At 41.0% G+C, this 19,751-nt stretch carries 21 protein-coding genes; 19 read left to right on the forward strand and 2 right to left on the reverse strand.

What is annotated here, in order from left to right:
• The first annotated feature begins 57 nt into the window (after positions 1-57).
• The 6 genes from IGI54_RS04205 to IGI54_RS04230 all read left to right on the forward strand — a co-directional run bounded on the left by IGI54_RS04205 (position 58) and on the right by IGI54_RS04230 (position 4,068).
• A complete protein-coding gene (locus IGI54_RS04205; RefSeq protein WP_010739601.1) occupies positions 58-327 on the forward strand; it encodes an IreB family regulatory phosphoprotein in 270 nt (89 codons plus the stop codon).
• A complete protein-coding gene (gene ruvX, locus IGI54_RS04210) occupies positions 324-752 on the forward strand; it encodes a Holliday junction resolvase RuvX (RefSeq protein WP_071861058.1) in 429 nt (142 codons plus the stop codon). The genes IGI54_RS04205 and ruvX overlap by 4 nt, the downstream gene beginning before the upstream one ends.
• A gap of 15 nt (positions 753-767) precedes the next feature.
• Positions 768-1,088 (forward strand): DUF1292 domain-containing protein, encoded by a 321-nt coding sequence (locus IGI54_RS04215; RefSeq protein ID WP_137614617.1) that lies wholly within the window; start codon positions 768-770, stop codon positions 1,086-1,088.
• Positions 1,089-1,253: 165 nt separating this feature from the next.
• Entirely contained in the window at positions 1,254-2,357 is a 1,104-nt protein-coding gene (locus tag IGI54_RS04220; RefSeq protein WP_430621244.1) for a lactate oxidase, read from the forward strand.
• Between the two features lie 215 nt (positions 2,358-2,572).
• Positions 2,573-3,409, forward strand: coding sequence for a transporter substrate-binding domain-containing protein (locus IGI54_RS04225; RefSeq protein ID WP_430621245.1), 837 nt, complete (start codon positions 2,573-2,575; stop codon positions 3,407-3,409).
• Positions 3,409-4,068, forward strand: coding sequence for an amino acid ABC transporter permease (locus IGI54_RS04230; RefSeq protein ID WP_071861062.1), 660 nt, complete (start codon positions 3,409-3,411; stop codon positions 4,066-4,068). The genes IGI54_RS04225 and IGI54_RS04230 overlap by 1 nt, the downstream gene beginning before the upstream one ends.
• A 14-nt stretch (positions 4,069-4,082) precedes the next feature.
• Here IGI54_RS04230 and IGI54_RS04235 read toward each other — a convergent pair whose 3' ends face one another.
• A complete protein-coding gene (locus IGI54_RS04235) occupies positions 4,083-4,661 on the reverse strand; it encodes a TetR/AcrR family transcriptional regulator (RefSeq protein ID WP_430621246.1) in 579 nt (192 codons plus the stop codon).
• 116 nt (positions 4,662-4,777) lie between these two features.
• Here IGI54_RS04235 and IGI54_RS04240 point away from each other — a divergent pair, with 116 nt between their 5' ends.
• The 3 genes from IGI54_RS04240 to IGI54_RS04250 all read left to right on the forward strand — a co-directional run bounded on the left by IGI54_RS04240 (position 4,778) and on the right by IGI54_RS04250 (position 8,890).
• Positions 4,778-5,698 (forward strand): SDR family oxidoreductase, encoded by a 921-nt coding sequence (locus IGI54_RS04240; protein WP_430621247.1) that lies wholly within the window; start codon positions 4,778-4,780, stop codon positions 5,696-5,698.
• 434 nt (positions 5,699-6,132) lie between these two features.
• The gene (locus tag IGI54_RS04245; RefSeq protein ID WP_071861066.1) at positions 6,133-7,596 is read left to right on the forward strand and encodes an amidase; all 1,464 of its coding nucleotides are present in this window, start codon (positions 6,133-6,135) and stop codon (positions 7,594-7,596) included.
• A 151-nt stretch (positions 7,597-7,747) separates the two neighbouring features.
• Positions 7,748-8,890: a metal-dependent hydrolase family protein gene (locus IGI54_RS04250; protein WP_071861442.1), complete on the forward strand. Its 1,143-nt coding sequence runs from the start codon at positions 7,748-7,750 to the stop codon at positions 8,888-8,890.
• A 41-nt stretch (positions 8,891-8,931) separates the two neighbouring features.
• Here the strand turns inward: IGI54_RS04250 and rnhC are convergent, their stop codons facing one another.
• Positions 8,932-9,834, reverse strand: a complete 903-nt coding sequence (gene rnhC / locus IGI54_RS04255) for a ribonuclease HIII (RefSeq protein ID WP_430621248.1) — start codon at positions 9,832-9,834, stop codon at positions 8,932-8,934.
• 138 nt (positions 9,835-9,972) lie between these two features.
• Between rnhC and zapA the strand changes: the two genes are divergently transcribed.
• The 10 genes from zapA (at position 9,973) to IGI54_RS04305 (ending at position 19,725) form a co-directional block, all read left to right on the forward strand.
• Positions 9,973-10,407 carry a cell division protein ZapA gene (zapA, locus tag IGI54_RS04260; RefSeq protein ID WP_071861068.1) on the forward strand — a complete coding sequence of 145 codons (435 nt, stop codon included), beginning with the start codon at positions 9,973-9,975 and terminating at the stop codon, positions 10,405-10,407.
• 12 nt (positions 10,408-10,419) lie between these two features.
• On the forward strand, positions 10,420-10,968 hold the full coding sequence (locus IGI54_RS04265; RefSeq protein WP_071861069.1) for a CvpA family protein: 549 nt from the start codon (positions 10,420-10,422) through the stop codon (positions 10,966-10,968).
• A gap of 169 nt (positions 10,969-11,137) precedes the next feature.
• A complete protein-coding gene (locus IGI54_RS04270) occupies positions 11,138-13,498 on the forward strand; it encodes an endonuclease MutS2 (protein ID WP_430621249.1) in 2,361 nt (786 codons plus the stop codon).
• 111 nt (positions 13,499-13,609) lie between these two features.
• On the forward strand, positions 13,610-13,924 hold the full coding sequence (gene trxA / locus IGI54_RS04275) for a thioredoxin (RefSeq protein ID WP_071861071.1): 315 nt from the start codon (positions 13,610-13,612) through the stop codon (positions 13,922-13,924).
• Positions 13,925-14,130: 206 nt separating this feature from the next.
• Positions 14,131-15,906 (forward strand): excinuclease ABC subunit UvrC, encoded by a 1,776-nt coding sequence (uvrC, locus tag IGI54_RS04280; RefSeq protein ID WP_216428696.1) that lies wholly within the window; start codon positions 14,131-14,133, stop codon positions 15,904-15,906.
• Positions 15,907-15,992: 86 nt separating this feature from the next.
• Positions 15,993-16,199, forward strand: coding sequence for a helix-turn-helix transcriptional regulator (locus IGI54_RS04285; RefSeq protein ID WP_071861073.1), 207 nt, complete (start codon positions 15,993-15,995; stop codon positions 16,197-16,199).
• A complete protein-coding gene (locus IGI54_RS04290; protein WP_430621250.1) occupies positions 16,196-16,663 on the forward strand; it encodes a hypothetical protein in 468 nt (155 codons plus the stop codon). The genes IGI54_RS04285 and IGI54_RS04290 overlap by 4 nt, the downstream gene beginning before the upstream one ends.
• Positions 16,664-16,674: 11 nt before the next feature.
• The gene (locus tag IGI54_RS04295) at positions 16,675-17,574 is read left to right on the forward strand and encodes an ABC transporter ATP-binding protein (RefSeq protein WP_311901317.1); all 900 of its coding nucleotides are present in this window, start codon (positions 16,675-16,677) and stop codon (positions 17,572-17,574) included.
• Positions 17,567-18,826, forward strand: coding sequence for an ABC transporter permease (locus IGI54_RS04300; RefSeq protein WP_071861075.1), 1,260 nt, complete (start codon positions 17,567-17,569; stop codon positions 18,824-18,826). Before IGI54_RS04295 ends, IGI54_RS04300 begins: the two co-directional genes overlap by 8 nt.
• Before the next feature lie 83 nt (positions 18,827-18,909).
• Positions 18,910-19,725: an aldo/keto reductase gene (locus IGI54_RS04305; protein ID WP_430621251.1), complete on the forward strand. Its 816-nt coding sequence runs from the start codon at positions 18,910-18,912 to the stop codon at positions 19,723-19,725.
• Positions 19,726-19,751: the final 26 nt, after the last annotated feature.

Genomic DNA, 19,751 nt, shown 5'->3' on the forward strand with positions numbered 1-19,751 from the left:
TTTGTCTTCTTTTAGTAAAATATAGTTGTTGATAATACCAAGGAGAGGTGTGAGAAAATGGGATACACAGATGAAACAGTCCGTTTTGATTTTGATGATAATCGTAAGAAAGAAATTAGCGAGACATTGACGATTGTTTACAATGCTTTAGCTGAAAAAGGCTACAACCCGATTAACCAAATCGTCGGCTATTTACTATCAGGCGATCCTGCGTATATTCCTCGTTATCAAGATGCACGGAACTTGATTCGTCGTCATGAACGCGATGAAGTCATGGAAGTGTTAGTTAAATATTACTTGAAAGATCACGGTATAGATATTCGATGAGAGTAATGGGCCTAGATGTTGGCTCAAAGACTGTTGGAATCGCGGTAAGCGATCCATTTGGTTGGACGGCTCAAGGTGTCGAGATTATTCGGATCGACGAAGAAAAAGGGAAGTTTGGCTTTGAACGTTTAAGTGAATTAGTCAAAGAATACAAAGTCACGAAATTTGTCGTCGGGCTTCCTAAAAATATGAACAATACAATCGGACCGCGTGCAGAAGCTTCGATGGCTTATGCGGACAAGATCAAAGAGCTCTTTGATTTGCCGGTAGAGTTTCAAGATGAACGACTAACGACCGTTCAAGCGGAACGGATGTTAGTTGAACAAGCGGACGTCTCACGTTCGAAGCGAAAAAAAGTTATTGATAAACTTGCAGCTGTCATGATCTTACAGAATTATCTGGATCGGGCGGGCAACAAACTTTAGAAAAGAGGAATGACAATGGCACACGAACACACACACGATCACAATCACGACCATGATCATGATCACGAACATGAAATGATTACTTTAGTGGATGATGAAGGAAATGAAACCTTATACGAAATTCTTTTGACGATCGATGGTCAAGAAGAATTCAATCGCAATTATGTCTTATTATATCCAGCTGGGGCACCAGAGGATGAAGACGTTGAATTACAAGCGTACGCTTACGTTGAAAACGAAGACGGCAGCGAAGGCGAATTGGAACAAATCGAAACAGACGCTGAATGGGATATGATTGAAGAAGTCTTCAATACATTCATGGCTGAAGAAGAATAAGTAAATTAGAAAGCTGAACCTTTCATAGGTTCGGCTTTTTTATTTTACTGAATTATTTTTACGCGTTCTAACAAAAAAATGACTATAAACAAATCATTTGTCACTACTTCATAGGTAGCGTAACATCAACAATGTAAACGTTATTATTTTGAAGGTGGGATTCAGATGGAAAAAATTTATCAAGCAAGTACAGCAGAGGGAGCGATTGATTTTATTAATATGACCGATTTAGAAGAGGGTGCTAAAGAGGTTATTCCTAAAGGTGGTTACGGCTATATTAGCAGCGGTGCCGGAGATGTTTTTACTTATCAAGAAAATGAAAGGGCTTTTAGTCATAAGCTGATTATTCCCCATGTACTAGAAGATATTGAATTACCGGATACGAAAATAGAATTTGCGGGAGAAAAATTGTCAGTGCCGATTATCATGGCACCTGTTGCGGCTCATGGGTTAGCCAATGTAGCGGCTGAAAAGGCTTCGGCTAAAGGCGTTTCACGTTTTGGAACAATTTATACAGCAAGTTCCTATGCGTCTTGTACGTTGGAAGAAATTCGTGAAGCTGGCGGGGCAGATGCGCCTCAATGGTTCCAGTTCTATATGAGTAAAGATGATAGCATCAATCGCGATATTTTAGCGATGGCAAAACGAAATGGTGCGAAGGCGATCGTGTTGACTGCCGATGCGACGGTTGGCGGTAATCGTGAAACGGATCGCCGGAATGGTTTTACCTTTCCGTTAGCAATGCCAATTGTGCAAGCTTATCAATCTGGGATCGGTCAGACGATGGATGCGGTTTATAGCTCCTCAAAGCAAAAATTGAGTCCGAAAGATGTTGAATTTATCGCTAGCAACTCTGATCTTCCAGTTTATGTTAAAGGTGTTCAATCAGAGGAAGATGTAGAACGGGCAATTGGTTCAGGTGCGTCAGGAGTTTGGGTTTCAAATCACGGCGGACGTCAATTAGATGGGGGACCCGCTTCTTTTGATTCTTTGCAATATGTCGCCGAAGCTGTTTCTGGGAGAGTGCCGATCGTTTTTGACAGCGGCATACGTCGCGGGCAGCATGTTTTTAAGGCATTGGCTTCGGGAGCGGATTTAGTGGCGATTGGCCGGCCGGTTATTTATGGGCTGGCGCTTGGAGGAGCAACTGGCGTCCAACAAGTCTTTGAGTTTTTCAAAAAGGAATTAGAGATGGTGATGCAACTGGCTGGGACTCAGACGGTGGCGGATATCAAAAAAACAGTTTTAAGAGAGAATCGCTATTTATAACCAAATATCAAAACAGGAGCATCGGCTTAGTGGATGCTCTTTTTATCTGCGCAAAATAATTGTAGTTATTAAATAATTGTATTATCACACAAAGAAGTAATTGGAATACTGTGTTAGCGCTGTTTTTCATAGGCAACTTTCTATAGCTGTTTTTTTTTATGTGTTATAACTATAGCAAGATTTAAAGTCTCAATAATTGAATGGAGTCGATAGCGATGAAAAAATGGTGGATAGGTTTAACGTTGTTAATGGCAAGTTTGATTTTTACCGCTTGTGGTAGTAGTCAAGCTAGCAAGGATGAGAGTTGGAAAAAGGTTGCGGATAAAGAAACGCTGACAGTTGCTACTTCAGGGACACTATTTCCGTCTTCTTACTATAATGATGAGAATAAATTGGTGGGCTATGATGTAGATGTCGCTAAAGCAGTCGCCAAAAAGTTGAAGCTAAAAATCAACTTTAAAGAATACAATGTAGATGGTCAAGTGACGGCCGTCAATCGCGGAGAAGCTGATTTTGCTGCCAATGATTTTGGGATGTCAAAAGGGCGGGAGAAGAAATTTTCATTGTCTTCGCCAATCAAGTATTCCTTTGATAGCATGATCGTCAGAAAAAGTGACGATTCAGGGATCCATTCCTTAAAGGACTTAAAGGATAAAAAAGCCGCTGGTGAACCGAATACGAGTTATATGAAGATTGCAGAAAAATATGGGGCTAAACCGGTAACGTACGACAATGCCACCAACGATCAATATTTGACCGATGTAGCGAACGGACGTACCGATGTGATCTTGAATGACTATTATTTACAAAAAATGTCGGTAGCTGCTTTACCAGACATTCCAGTAAAAATTTTGGAAGATGTCTATTTTAATGCCAATTCTTCCGGTTTTCTGTTCGATAAAAAACAAAAAGCTTTAAAAGAAAAAATCGACGAAGCACTGGCAGACTTAAAAGCCGATGGGACCTTAGCAAAAATTTCCCAGCAGTATTTCGGGACCGATGTCTCCGTTAAACCGAAACAGACAGTGACTGAGCGGGTTTCAGCAGACTAATGTATATCCCAACAATTGATTTTAAGCTGATGGTTGATTCATTGCCCTTTCTTTTAAGCGGGATTGGATACACTTTAGGAATCAGTCTCGCTGCTTTTTTCTTTGGCAATGTATTAGGGCTTGTGATGACCGTGCTGAACTTTGTTTCGTTTCAACCAGCAAAAGTATTTGTCCGTTTCTATTTATCCTTTTTGCGTGGGACGCCGGCACTGGTTCTATTATTCTTGCTGTATTTTGGTTTGCCTTATCAGTTAAATGCGGTGGTAGCGGCGATTATTTGTTTTAGTTTGACTAGCAGTGCCTTTATCGGTGAAATCTATCGTGGTTCGATCGCGGGGATTAATGAAGGACAGTGGGATGCGGCCTATGCATTAGGCAATCGTTTTTTGCCAACGATGCGTTATATTGTTTTGCCTCAAGCGCTACGCATTTCAATTCCAGCTTTGAGTAATGTGGCGATGGATTTGGTTAAGGGCACTTCTTTGGCGGCGATGATCACAGTGCCAGATATTTTCCAAAAGGCTAAGATCGTTGGTGGACGAACGTTTGATTATTTATCAATGTATCTCTTAGTTGCATTGATTTATTGGATCTTGTGTATTGGGATCGGTCATCTGCAGCGTCGCTTGGAGTTTTATTTTCAAAAGAAATATACGTAAAAGCCACGAAACGATTATCGTTTCGTGGCTTTTATCGCATCTAAGACCATTTGCGAAATCTCTTTGTAGGAATACTGATCCTTGCTATAGAGGTTTTCTTTTAGGTTTAAGGCATGCCGGTGCATAATATTAAAAACCGTTACCATGTGTAAATTAACCGGTAAGTTTTTCAAATAGCCTTGTTGGATCGCTTCCGTTATTAAGTCGATAACGACAGTATCCGTGTTAAAGAGATCCATTTCAGAAAGATTCAGCATTTTGATTTGCTCAATCAGCGTCAAACTGTCGGGATGCTCAATCGCATAGTCATAAATAGAATGGACGTAGCTGTCCACTCGTTGTTCAATCGGTAAAGTAGCATCGTTAAAGTACTGAAAGGTATCCCCAGCTGACCGAATGCGACTCAGTTCTCGCTGATAGGTGTTTAACAGCAAGTCATTTTTATTTTTAAAATAGAGATAGACGTTGGACTGAGCGACGCCCACTGCTTTTGCGACTTTAATTGTTGAAATCGCCGCCGCACCTTCCTGTAAAATAATTTCCGCTGCAGCATCTAACATTTTTGTGCGTTTCGTATCATCTTTTCTTTTCATAAAATCAGTATAAAACGAATGTCTTAAGATTTCAAGATTGACAAAGATAACTCTATCTTTTATAATCGCTTTTGAAAGATAAAGCTATCTTTTAAGAAAAGGGAGAAGGTTTTTTTATGAAAATTGCACTGCTTGGATCGCTTGGGAATATCAATCGTTTCGTCGTACCAGAATTGGTCAAGCAAGGTCATGAGGTCACTGTGGTCACCTCAAGTGAAGCACGCGTACCGCAAATTGAGGCCCTAGGAGCGAAGGCGGCTGTCGGAACGATGACGGATGTATCGTTTTTAACAAAGACATTTACAAATAAGGAAGTCGTCTACTTGATGGTCTCAGGAGCCAGCCAAGGTGGTGACCTGAATCAAGAATTATTGGAACAAGGAAAAATTTTCCGCCAAGCCATCAGCGAAGCGAATGTTCATAAACTCGTTCAATTAAGCAGTGTTGGTGCAGATGCCGGACCCGAAGCAGGTTCAGTTCACGCATATCACTATTTAGAAGCAGAGTTGAAAAAAATGACTGATGTTGACATCGCAATTGTTCGTCCAGTGGGCTTTTATAATAATTTATACGGCGATTTGTCGACGATCAAAGAACAGCACGCAATCTATTCCAACATCCCAGCAAATGTGGTCAGAAAATACGTAGCACCGCAAGACATTGCCGCGGTAGTATTGCCATTGATTCTGACAGTTCCAAAGGGGGTTACGGTTCGTTACGTCGTTAGCGATACGTTTACGATCGATGAATTTATCGAATCGTTAGCCAAAGAAGCAAACTTGCCGGATTTGCATTTTGTCCCAATCAGCGATGAAGCATTTGCCCAAAGCTTGTTAGAAAGAAAAGTACCTAAAGCAATCGTGAAAGCTTTTGTTACCAGCAGCCAATACCAAAAAGATCCTAAGCAGATCTATGGTGATCTAACGGAGCGCAATACAAAAATAGGTACCTTTAAATTAACAGATTTTGTCGCGCAATATGCGCAAGCAATCAAAGCTCCAAAGACACACCATCGTTCTTCAACGATTGTTGATTAGCCCGTGCTAATAATTCTTTTTTCTTGCTTTCATGTCAAATTTCGGTAAAATATAAAATTAACTCAAAAAGTTGTTAGACTAAAAGAAAGAAAAAAGATTGGATGTGTGAGCCATGGGACAGATACCGCCTTCGAAGTATGCGCTGAAGGATATTGTACAATTTAGAGTCGCAAACGATATTTTAACTGGTGTCATTGAGCTTGCTGATTTTCCACGATCTTCCCGAATAAACTACCGTTCCTATGATATTTTCGTTGAAGAACGTGGATGTTCCTTTAAACATGTCCCAGAGTCTGATGTTTTGAAAAAATTTTAGTCGAGATAGTGTAAAAGACCTGTCGAGTAAAGCTGTCATGCTGCTCGTCAGGTCTTTTGCTAGTATTCACGAAAAAAATTTGTGATAATGAAGTTAACTTAAAAAGGCGGTGTTATGGGTGAAGGATGCTACTTATTGGGCAGAAAAGCTGCGGGGAAAGGAAGTCAGCTTTACTGAATTACTAGGAGTTTTTACAGAACAGGCGCGTTTAAAAAATTCTGTTTTAAATGCGTTTGTCTCTACAATGGAACAAGATGCGCTGCAAGAATATCAAAATCAGGCAAACATTCTCGAACGGCCTTTCGCCGGTTTGCCGATTCCATTAAAAATGTTAGGACAAGAAAAAAAAGGCTGGTTAAATACCTCGGGATCAAAATTATTGAGAGAACATCGATCAAGCCAGACGAGTTACTTTACTAAGCGATTAATAAAGAACGGGCTGATTCCTTTTGCCCAAACCAATGTTCCAGAGTTTGGCTTTAAAAATATTACAGATGCGGAGATTTATGGTCTGGTAAAAAATCCATGGAAGTTGGATCACTACTCAGGAGGGTCCAGTGGCGGCGCGGCAAGTGCTGTAGCGGAGGGAATCGTTCCGTTGGCGGCGGCTAGTGACGGCGGCGGCTCGATACGGATTCCCGCTTCTTTTTGCGGCTTGATCGGTTTAAAGCCTTCACGAGGAACGATGCCGGTGGGGCCTTCTGGTTGGCGAGGTTGGCAGGGAGCGGCGATCGATTTCGCTTTGACTGTCTCCATGCGAGATACTGAACGGCTTTTTTACGGAATGCGTGGGGTTGCCAGTGCAGCGCCTTATCAGGCTTCCAAAATAGAATGGCAACAAGACGCCGCAGCTCAAAAGAAAGAATTGAGAATCGCGGTTATTATCGATTCTCCCATAGACTCAGAGGTTTCTTCCGAAGCGGTGAAGGCCGTTGAAGCGGCTAGAGATTTTTTGGTTAAGCAAAATCATCAAGTAGAGATGATTTCTTATCCAGTAAATGGGCGTCAGTTAATCAATAGCTATTATTTAATGAATGGCGGAGAAACAGCGGCGATGTTTGTGGGAATCGAAAAAAACTTGGCTCGCCCCCTTGAGATAAATGACATGGAACTGATGACTTGGGGAATCTATCAATATGGTCGCAAAATTTCGGCAGCCCATTACATCCAAACGTTGAATGAATGGGATCAAGCAGCTTATCAAATGGAAGAATTGTTTACCCGTTATGATTTATTACTGACACCAACCACTGCCTCGACTGCGCCGAAACTGACAGAAGATCTGCAAAGTCCAGAAATACGAGATGGATTGACAGTATCATCTAGTTTATCCGAAAATGAATTGGCAAAATTGATTGAGAGAATGTTTGAAAAAAGTTTGCGAATCACTCCTTATACGCAGCTCGCTAATTTGACAGGTCAACCAGCGATCAGTTTACCTACCGTTATGACGGAAAACGGTTTGCCTTTAGGAATCCAATTTACCGCCGCTCGTGGAAGAGAAGATTTATTATTTCAAATCGGAAAACTATTCGAAGACCAATATGGTTTTTGCTTACCTACCCACTATCAAAAAAACTAAAGATCAATGTTACTTTCATACCGCCAAAATTAGTTAACTATTTTTGGCGGTTCTTTGTTACACTAATACAGTAAGCGTTATCAAAAAGGAGGCGGGATTTTTGGTTTTTTTATTACTAGCTAAGAAAGTAATCATTGGTGACGGAAAAACAATGCTTGAAGAGGGTGGCGTCGTTTTTCAGGCGGATCAAATTTTAGCGGTAGGAAGGGCAGAAGAGCTGCGGCAGCAGTATCCTGAAGCTGAGGTAATCGATTATAAAAATGCGACGATCTTACCTGGCTTGATGGATGCCCATATTCACTTAGGTTACTATTGGACGCAGCCGGATTTACATCGATACAATGATTTTATGATCGCTTACTATGCTCAGCAGCAAGCGGCGACTTGTTTAAGAAAAGGGGTAACAACGATTCGTGATTGCTGTGGTCCGCAATTTCTTTTGGAGACATTACGTTTAGCGGCGGAAAAAGGCTTTGTCAAAGCGCCGAGAATCTTGCATACGGATCGAGGAATCTGCATTACCGGCGGACACGGACATGAAGATGGAATCGAAGAGGTGGACGGAGTTGAAAATATTCGCCATACGATTCGTCGTCAAAAGAAAGACGGCGCAGATTGGATCAAGTTACTGACGACTAATCGTGATGATATTTGCGAGTTTTCTCAAGCAGAATTAGACGCTGGTGTAGCGGAAGCGCATCGTCTAGGGATGAAATGCGTCGTTCACGCGGGAACTCAGCCGGGTGTCCAGATGTGTATTGATGCCGGTTTTGATACGATTGAACATGGTAATTTTTTAACCCTTGAACAAGGGCAGCAAATGGCCGCCAATCAGCAAGCGTGGACGCCAACGATGTTCGCCTATCATTTTTTAGCAGATTACAATCAAAAAGTCCAAGAGGTCGGCGTGGATCATTCCAATCAATCTACCGAAACCTATTCCCATCATTTAGATTTTTTTGAAAGCTCGGTCGTCGCCTATGAGCAAAATTTTAAAGCAATCTATGATGAAGGCGTAAAAATTTTAGCTGGTACAGATATGGTGATGTTAGAGGCGCCAAGTGTGCCAATCGTTGAGGAGCTGGAATTAATGGTGCGTTATGGACTGACACCGGTTGAAGCGATTCAAACAGCCACTCAAAATCCAGCAGAGGTCTTTGATTTAGCTGATGTAACTGGCCAATTGAAGCCAGGGTTACAGGCTGATATTTTAGTTGTTGAAGGGGATGTTTCAAAAGACATCCAGCAATTACGGAATGTACGCCAAGTTTATCTAGGCGGCAAAGCAATCTAAAAAGAGAACCAACCCGAATTTTTCACGGGTTGGTTCTCTTTTTAGACAAGTTTTTGAGCTTTTTCAGTATTGGCAAAATGGAGTTTCGCATATTTTTTTAATAGAGGCATTCCACCTTGACGCAATAGTTTCGCCGCTAATTCATCAGAAGGCTTACCAGCACCAGAGGGAACCTTAGCTCCTAGAGTGTGGGAGGCGGCATCTAGTTCCTCCAAGAAACTTGCTCGACTAATAATTGAGGCTGCGGCCACGGCAAGATGATACTGCTCGCCTTTAGTGACGAAATAAATTTTTTCTTTTACAGGCTGTGCCTCTTGTTTTACATATTTTTGATAGTTGGTTTCAGGGGTGAATTGGTCGATTAAAATCGCATCGGGCTTTGCCGGTGCGATTTGTTCTAATAATAACCGGATTGCTTGATTGTGTAAGGCCACTTTCATGCGGACCGCGTTGTATTTTGGCTGGATCTCATTATATTTTTCCGGCTGAAGCACTAATAATTTATAAGGGATCAATTCTTTGATCGTTTCTGCCATGCTGCGTATCTGGTCATCCGTCAGCATCTTGGAATCTTTGACACCTAATTTTTTTAATGCTGCTAAATGCTCCTTATCCGCGTAAGCGGCACAAACACAGAGAGGCCCAAAATAGCTGCCGTTACCAACTTCGTCACTGCCTAAAACAGCCAATGAAGCAAAATTAGCCGGCAGACTCCCACTGATCTTAGCTGCTGCTGTGGCTGGTTTTCCCCAGCGAGCCGCCTCGGTTTCAGCGTTGTTTCCTTGAAACAAAACTTTACCAGACGTGTAGGCGGTAATACTTACGCCATTTTTTTTGGCTGAGAACTCACTGTAGGGAACATTTTTGTGTAACAAATAGTCTGTGTAATAGTTTTTTAATTTTTGGATTTCTGATTTTGTTAATTTTAGGACAGTTGAGCTCATAAATTTTCTCTTTTCTTTAATTTAATTAGTAATTGATTGATGAAAGTTGTACATACGAATGGTTTTAGCATATAATATACTAGTATTTTTGTCATCATGCGATTTAAGTAAAATAAGTTTTTAGGAAGGTTGATCACTATGGCGCAAAACCGCTATAAGGCAGTCGTTGCCGGTCAGACTTATACTATCATTGGGCGAGAATCCAAGCAACATATGGATATGGTCACCGCGTTGGTCAATGAGCAGTTAAATGAGATTATGTCTTTATCTCCTGAGATCACACAAGAAAATGCTACGATGTTGTTAGCAATCAATGCGGTTTCGGATCAGTTAAAGAAGCAAGAAGAATTGATTAAAATGGAAAAGCAGCAGTTCACTTTAGATGGACAAGCGGCTCATAATCTTGAGCTGGAAAATCGCATCAAGAAAATCGAAGCGATCGAAGCTGAAGCTAAAGAAATCATGCGGAAAAATGGACAAGGCGATGTGCCAATCCGCAATCACGTAGAGGCACAACAAATTGTCAACGAAAACCGCAAGCGTGAGATCCAAAAAAGAGCGGCAAATAAATAAGTGAGGGATACTATGTTAACATTGGTAATTTTATTTGCAATCTTACTTTCTTTTTACTCAGGTTATCGGCGAGGGCTGGCGTATCAGTTAGTATTTGTTGTCGGCTACGCACTATCATTTGTCGTTGCCATGATGTTCTATCAGAGATTGGGATCGCATTTAGATTTATTCGTTCCTTATCCGTCAGTAACGAGCAATTCCAAAATGGTTTACTATTCTATCGAGCAGGCCTTTAATCTAGACAAAGCCTTTTACGCTGGGATTGCTTTTATCTTGATTTTAGTTATTGGCTGGTTATTGACCCATTTAATCGCGATCTTTTTTAAAGATTTGTTATTTCGGGTGATGATCCCGCAATATGATGGACTCATTGCTGGGATTTTGCAAGTGTTCATTGTGTACCTCGCGATTTTCTTACTATTGAAAGTCGTCAGCTTTGTACCAATGGCTTTGGTCCAAGATCTATTGGAAAAAAGTGGTTTGGCCCGTTTTATTATCGAACATTCGCTATTCTTGAGTCCGATGTTTGAAAATCTATGGGTAACGAAAATTATTGGATAACTATTGCATAAAGTAAAGACCGAGACGCTGCTTGACAGGTTTCGGTTTATTTAATGAAAGAGCCGATTAGTGGAAAATCAAGGCGCTCAATGTCCGGCTTCACGAACGAATTGCGTAAAAGCGAAAGAAGTTCGCGAAGCCTTTCTAATTAGATATAGAAGGTGAAAAAATGAATGAACGCATTCTAAAAACATTAGAGTTCGAACAAGTAAAAAATAAGATCCAACAGTCTTTAACCACGGAACAAGGGGAAGAAGAAATTCGTCAGCTACAGCCTTCTAGTGATGAAGCTACCGTTCAGGCTTGGCTGGATGAAACCGAAGACGGCATGAAGGTCCAACGTTTACGAGGCGGGCTGCCGATTCCTAAATTGAACAATATCAAACCTCACATGAAGCGGATCGAGATTGGTGCTAACTTGAATGGGGTGGAATTAGCAGAAGTATCTCGGGTACTTTCAACGACTAGCGAGTTGGTTCGTTTTATTGAAGACTTAAAAGATAGCGAGCTAGAATTTTTGCGGCTTTATTTTTGGGAAGATCAGCTTACGACCTTACCTGAGCTAAGTGGAAAACTCCGTCGCTCAGTAGAAGAAGACGGACGTGTTAGGGATGAAGCATCCTCGGAATTACGGACGATCCGTGCCCAAATTCGGCGCAGTGAGCAGACGATTCGTGAACAGCTGGATGGATTGATTCGCGGAAAAAATGCGAAGTATTTGAGTGATAGTCTGATCACGATGCGAAATGATCGTTATGTCATTCCGGTAAAACAAGAATATCGCGGTATTTTTGGCGGCGTGGTTCACGACCAAAGTGCTTCTGGGCAGACATTATTTATGGAACCAAAACAAATCGTTGAATTAAACAATCGTTTACGTCAGCAGCAAATTGCGGAACGAACGGAAATCGAACGGATCTTAGCGGAGCTGTCAGCTGAATTAGTGGCCCCTCGAAAGGATATTTTACACAACGCCTATGTTTTGGGCCGTTTTGATTTAATGAATGCGAAAGCGCGGTTTGCCAAAGACTTAAAAGCAGTCGTACCAACTATTAATCAAGCAAATCATGTCTATTTTAAACAAGCTCGTCATCCGCTATTGGATCAAGATAAAGCGGTGGCCAATGACATCATGATTGGTGAAGACTTCCAAGCGGTGGTAATTACCGGACCGAATACCGGTGGGAAAACGATCTCCTTAAAAACATTAGGACTCTTGCAACTAATGGGTCAAGCGGGGATGCCCTTACCAGTCGCTGAAGAAAGTGTGATGGGAATCTTTGATGAGGTTTTTGCGGATATCGGTGACGAACAGTCCATCGAGCAAAGCCTATCAACCTTTTCTTCTCATATGACGAACATCGTGTCGATTTTAGATAAGATCGATGAACACAGTTTGGTTCTATTTGATGAGCTGGGAGCGGGAACTGACCCGCAAGAAGGTGCGGCTTTGGCGATCGCGATTTTGGATGCGGTCGGCGCGAAATCTGCCTACGTCATGGCGACGACCCATTACCCAGAACTAAAAATTTACGGCTACAACCGTTCGAATACGATCAATGCCAGTATGGAATTTGATGTCGATACGTTAAGCCCAACTTACCGATTGTTGATTGGCGTGCCTGGTCGTAGTAATGCTTTCGAGATTTCTCGTCGACTAGGTTTAGATGCGACGGTGATTGAGAGTGCAAAACAGATCATTGACGAGGAAAGCCAAGATTTGAACGAGATGATCTCTGATTTAGAAAACCAACGAAAAGCAACGGAAACTGAATACTTGGAGATTCGTCATTATGTCGATGAATCTGAAAAGTTGTATCGTGACTTGAAAAATGCTTATTCTTATTTCTTTGATGAACGCGAAAAAGAAATGGATAAGGCCCGTAAAGAAGCGAATAAAATTGTTAACGAAGCGCAAGAAAACGCGGAGAAAATCATCAAAGAAATCCGTCAAATGCAGCTGTCTGGACAAGGTAATGTGAAAGAACATCAGTTGATCGATGCTAAGAGCCAATTAGCCGATCTACAACAAGACGAGCACCTGACTAAAAATAAAGTGCTGCAAAAAGCGAAGGCAAAAAAACAATTTAAGCCAAACGATGAAGTCATCGTAGAAACTTATGGTCAACGAGGAACATTGATCAAAAAAGTGGGCGACGATCAGTGGCAAGTACAATTAGGTATCTTGAAGATGACTGTTGCAGAAGCGGATATGACGTTAACAACTCCGATCGAAGAACCTAAACAACGAGTCGTTACTGGCGTTCAAAGAGGTGCGAGTGCTCGCGTGAAGCCTGAGCTAGATTTACGTGGCAAACGTTATGAAGAAGCGATGGCGGAAGTCGATCAATATATTGATGCGGCGTTACTTGCAAATTTTGCTCAAGTTCGGATCATTCATGGCAAAGGAACCGGTGCGCTACGAAAGGGAATCACTGATTATCTGAAAAATAATCGAAACGTCCAAAGCTTTGAATTTGCTCCCGCAAATCAAGGCGGCAACGGTGCAACGGTGGTAACGTTTAAATAGTTTACAAGTGTAAGCAGAAGAGTAGCGTAGAAAAAGCCAGCGTGCTATACTACTTTTAGTAAGAAAAAGGATACACAATTAGTATCCGAAGCTAATATAGGAGGAATTCAAATGTCACAAGTAGTTACTGATAAAACGTTTAGCGAAGAAACAGATAGCGGACTTGTCTTAATCGACTTTTGGGCAACCTGGTGTGGTCCTTGTCGCATGCAAGCACCGATCTTAGATCAATTATCCGAAGAATATGACGAAGATGAATTTAGAATCGTAAAAATGGATGTGGATGAAAATCCTGAAACGCCAGCATCATTTGGCATTATGAGCATCCCAACCCTTGTTTTGAAAAAAGATGGACAAGTCGTTGATAAAGTGATTGGTGTTCATACAAAGGATCAACTACAAGAGTTAATCAAGACTCATATGTAATTTAAGGATAAGGTTGTGGCAGAAGTTACTTTCGTCACACAATCTATTCGTGAATAGGGAGATATGACAGATTTTGTCGTATCTCTCTTTTTACGATTAAAATTTATTTCTACAAAAGAAGACCTGAAAGAATGACATCAGAAAGAGTGGTAGTATACTAACTATAGGCAGTTCAAAAGTCTTTTTGATGAGAAGGGAAACAACGCATGAACGAAAGAATCAAGAATAAATTAGCGATCCTGCCAGATCAACCGGGCTGCTATTTAATGAAAGATAAAAATGGAACGATTATTTATGTAGGGAAAGCCAAAATTTTAAAAAACCGTGTCCGTTCGTATTTCACCGGCAGTCATAATACCAAGACGGAGCGGTTAGTTAGCGAGATTGAAGATTTTGAATACATAGTGACCGAATCCAATATTGAAGCATTGCTGCTTGAGATCAATTTGATCAAGAAAAATGATCCTAAGTACAATATCATGCTGAAGGACGACAAGACCTATCCATTTTTAAAAATCACCAACGAAAAATATCCACGTTTGATGATTACTCGGAAAGTTTTGAAGGACAAGGCTCATTATTTTGGCCCGTATCCTGACGTCAACGCGGCGAATGAAACCAAAAAATTGTTGGACCGGCTGTTTCCATTGCGGAAATGCAAGCCGTCACAAAAAACACCGTGCCTGTACTATCATTTAGGTCAATGTCTCTGTCCCTATGCTTTCCATGTAGATCCACAAATTTATAAAGACATGGTGGAAGAAATTAAAAACTTTCTTAATGGCGGACACACCGAGATTCAAGACCAGTTGATCGAAAAAATGAATCAAGCAGCAGTCGATATGGAATTTGAAAAGGCGGCGGAATATCGTGATCAAATCAGAGCGATTGAGACCGTCATGACCAAACAAAAGATGACGAATACGGATCTAGTCGATCGGGATATTTTTGGTTACGCGACAGACAAAGGCTGGATGTGTGTGCAAGTTTTCTTCGTTCGTCAAGGAAAATTGATTGAACGAGATGTTTCAATGTTCCCTTTTTATAATGAAGCAGAGGAAGATTTCTTAACTTATATCGGACAATTCTATCAAGAAAATGAGCATTTTATTCCAAAAGAAGTCTTGATCCCGGATAATATCGACAAGCCAAGTGTCGAAGTGATGCTGGATACGAAAGTATTGCAACCACAACGGGGAGAAAAGAAAAAATTGGTGAAACTAGCCGGTAAAAATGCGCAGGTCGCCTTGAATGAAAAATTTGACTTAATCGGCCGCAGTGAAGCCCGGACGATCGGAGCCGTGGAAAAATTAGGCGATGCGATGAATATTCCGGCTCCAATACGGATTGAAGCTTTTGATAACTCCAATATCATGGGAACCGATCCCGTTTCGGCGATGGTGGTTTTTATCGATGGAAAACCTGCCAAGAAGGAATATCGGAAATACAAAATCAAAACTGTCAAAGGCCCCGATGACTATGCCTCTATGCGAGAAGTTATTTATCGCCGCTATTCTCGTGTTTTAAAGGAGGGCTTACCGTTCCCAGATCTGATTGTGATCGATGGAGGGAAAGGCCAAGTAGATGTTGCCAAAGACGTGCTAGCTAATCAACTAGGGATCGATATTCCAATCGCAGGTTTGGCGAAAGACGATAAGCACAAAACCAGTGAATTATTGTACGGACCAGAATTAACGGTCGTCCCATTAGAACGCAACTCGCAAGAATTTTTCTTGCTGCAGCGTATCCAAGATGAAGTCCATCGCTTTGCCATCACTTTCCATCGGCAATTGCGAAGTAAAAATAGTTTTGCTTCGAAACTGGATAATATCGATGGATTAGGACCGAAACGCAAAAAAATGCTGCTAAAGGAATTTAAATCATTAAAAAATATTCAAGCAGCCTCTATCGAAGAATTACAAAAAGTCGGATTGCCGAAAGCAGTCGCTGAGAAGACTCACCAACAACTACAGAAAAAATAATGTATAGCACCCTTTACATAAAAAGTAAAGGGTGCTATACTTTTTGAAACAAAAGTAAAGGACACTGTACATGAAGGGGTGATCGTTTGCAGAATCGTATTCAAAAGTTACGTAAAGAGCGCAAGCTGACCCAAAGTGATTTGGCTGACCAATTGGAAGTGACACGTCAAACGATTATTTCTTTGGAAAATGGTCGTTACAATGCTTCGTTGATTTTAGCCTATAAGATTGCTCGTTTTTTTGATTTGACGATTGAAGATATTTTTATTTTTGAAGAGGAGGAGGAAGAATGATGGAAAAATTATCCAAGGCTGACCGCGAATATCGTGAGAAATTGCGTAAGTTTAATATAGGCTATTTTATAGCGATCCTTTTCATGATTGTTTGCATGGTAATTCTTCTGATTGGGCCGCGAGTCTATCAGTTGGAGATCAGTGAATCCGCCGTGGGCTTTTTAATGGGCTTTTTTTCCTCTATCACAATTGTTTTTATTCTTTTCATTTTGCGGAATCGCCAGATTATGCAAGACCCAAAAAAATTGAGAACGCAGCGAATTGCTCGAACGGATGAACGGAACTTGCAGATCAACGGCAAAGCACTTCGTTTCACTAGCTTCGTAATGAGCTTCGTTTTAGTTATTCTGAGTATGATTGGCAGTTTTATTTCAAGGAAATTAATGTATACGGCAACTTGTTTATTATGGGTATTTCTAATCAGTTATCTGGTTGGCTATTTTTATTTCAAAAAGAAATTATAAGGAGTGAGAAAATGTTACAGGTTGAGCACTTGAGTAAAAGCTTCGGCACGTATAAGGCATTAGATAATATGGATTTTACGATCGAAGACGGCAAAATTTTAGGATTGATTGGACAAAACGGAGCCGGGAAAACAACGACCTTCCGTTTGATTTTAGATTTTCTATCGAAGGATTCTGGAAGTGTTTCTTGGAATGGACATCCACTATCGGGTAAAGACTACGACACGATTGGTTACTTGCCTGAAGAGCGCGGTTTGTATCCAAAAGTAACGATTGAAAATCAATTATTATTCTTTGCCTCGTTGCGGGGAAAGAGCAAACAGGAGATCGCGCCTAAAATTGACGAATGGATGGAAAAATTCCAAGTCAAAGGAAAGAAAACCGATAAAGTAAAATCCCTTTCTAAAGGGAATCAACAAAAGGTTCAATTGATCTCAACACTGATCCATGAGCCAAAGCTAGTTATTTTGGATGAACCATTTAGCGGATTAGACCCAGTCAATGCGGAACTATTAAAAAATGGCATCATCGAGTTGAAGGAAAAAGGCTCTTGTGTCATCTTCTCTAGTCACAACATGGACAATGTTGAAAAAATTTGTGACCACTTGATTATGTTAAATAACGGTAAAACTGTTTTGAATGGCAAGGTTCATGAAATCCGCGAATCCTTTGGTCGGAGTAAATTATATTTGGAATCACATTTGACGCAAGAACAACTAAGCGCTTTTCCAGGTGTGCAGTCGGTCCTGCCAAAAGAGGATGGTAGCTTTGATATTACTTTAGATGATCCTAGCGCTGGGCAAGCGATCTTTACAGAAGCGACGAAGGATGGCTATATCCCAATGTTTAATCAGCAACCGCCAACCCTCGAAGAAATCTTTAAATGGAAAGCAGGTGCGTCAAATGAGTAAAATGGGCATTATCATTAAAGATGTTTACAAGAAAAACGTGAAATCCACGGCATTCGTTATTATGATCTTAGCGCCGTTTCTCGTTATGGGAATTTTCTATTTGTCTCAACATTTCTTCGGGGATGCCAATGATATCAGCAAGATCGGGATCGTGACTGACCAACCAGCGGTAGCGGAACAGTTGGCAAAGACGAAAAACAAAGATTATACGTTTAAAACAGTGGATGGCGATAAAAAAGCGCAACAGCAGCTAGAGGATAAAAAAATCGACGCCTATCTTGATTTAAAAATGGGTGAAGATCAAATATCCGGCAAACTTTATAGTAAGGCATCGCTAGGCACCTCAACGGAAACACAGTTGCAACAAATTTTAAGTTCGATGCAAGCAAGTATTCGCGCGAGTCAGTTGAATTTAACCACGGCCCAAGTGCAAAAGGTAATGGAACCGGCAAAATTTGATTCAACCAAGGTCTCTTTTGAGAATGGAAAAATGAAAAGTGACGATGGAGATTCCGGTATCCAATTTATTTTAAGCTTTTTAACGACGATCATAATGTTTATGTTCATCACGAGCTATTCATCGATTATCGCTCAAGAGATCGCTTCGGAAAAGGGTACACGGATCATGGAAGTTTTACTATCCAGCATGAAGGCCAAGAGTCATTACTACGGTAAGCTTTTAGGGGTTTTATTGGTGGCTTTGACGCAACTATTGATCTACGTGGTAGCGATTGTTGTCGCCTTCCGTCAATTTAAGGATCTACCGATATTGCAAGGTTTCATAAATAATGTATCTATCAAGAGTCTTTTAGGAGCGAACGTCGCCTTGATTATTGGCTTTATGTTGATCGGGATTTTCTTATATGCTGTTCTTTCGGCTTTATGTGGATCGTTAGTCAGTAAACCGGAGGATACCGCCAAGGCAGTACAGCCAGTGATGTATCTTTCAATGATCGGGTATATGCTGGGCTTAATCTTAGGCGCTTCTGATCCAACCAATATGATTATTAAAATTACGTCGTACATTCCATTCTTATCGTCTTACAGCATGCCGATCCGTTTAGCAACGGGGACAGCCGAAATGTCTAGTGCTTTCGTTTCTTTAGGGATCTTAATTGTCTTTACGATTTTCTTAACAGCTTTCTCTGCGCAATTATATAAATCCAATGTTTTGGTTTATAGTGAAGGCGGAGCGTGGACTGCGTTGAAGCAATCGATCTCTATTATGCAAAATGATCGCAAAGTCAAATAAACAAAGTAGTTGACCCAATGTCAAAAGACCCTCACAATAAAAAGATACGATAGCCTGTAGCACATAAATAAGGAGGAAAGCTGATGGAAAAAACGAAGCGATTATCAAATGGTAGTGAAATGCCGCGTTTAGGTTTAGGTGTTTGGCGTGTGGATGAAAAGGACGCGACGAATTCCGTTCAGTGGGCCATCGAAAGCGGCTATCATCTGATCGATACCGCTGCTGTTTATAAAAATGAAAAAGGTGTCGGCGAAGGTATCCGCGCAGCGGGGATCAAACGTGAAGAATTATTTGTCACTACGAAACTGTGGAATGCCGATCAAGGTTATGAATCCGCTCATAAGGCTTTTGATGAAAGCTTGGAACGCTTAGGTCTCGATTATGTTGATCTTTATTTGATTCATTGGCCGGTTGAAGGGAAATTTAATGACTCATGGCGAGCAATGGAAGAGATTTACGAGAGCGGAAGAGCAAAAGCTATCGGTGTTTCTAATTTCCATCAGCATCATATCGAAGAGCTGATGACGACTGCTAAAATCAAGCCGATGGTGGATCAGATCGAGCTGCATCCAACTTTGACACAAGTAGCATTGCGGGAATATTTAACGCAAGCTGGGATCGCGGTTGAAGCGTGGTCACCTCTAGGACAAGGAAAAATTTTGCAAAATCCAACACTTGTCGCAATCGGTGAGAAACATCAAAAAACCGCTGCTCAAGTGATTATTCGCTGGCATTTGCAAAGTGATATCATCGTCATTCCAAAATCTGTTCATGAAGAACGGATCAAAGAGAACTTTGATGTGTTTGATTTTGAATTAAGCGACGCGGAAATGAAACAGATTGATGGGTTGAATATTAATGAACGCTTAGGGGCCGATCCGGATAATTTTGATTTTTAATTTATCATATGAAATATTTACGAGCA

Source organism: Enterococcus sp. DIV0800, assembly GCF_050559735.1.
GTDB lineage: Bacteria > Bacillota > Bacilli > Lactobacillales > Enterococcaceae > Enterococcus_A > Enterococcus_A devriesei.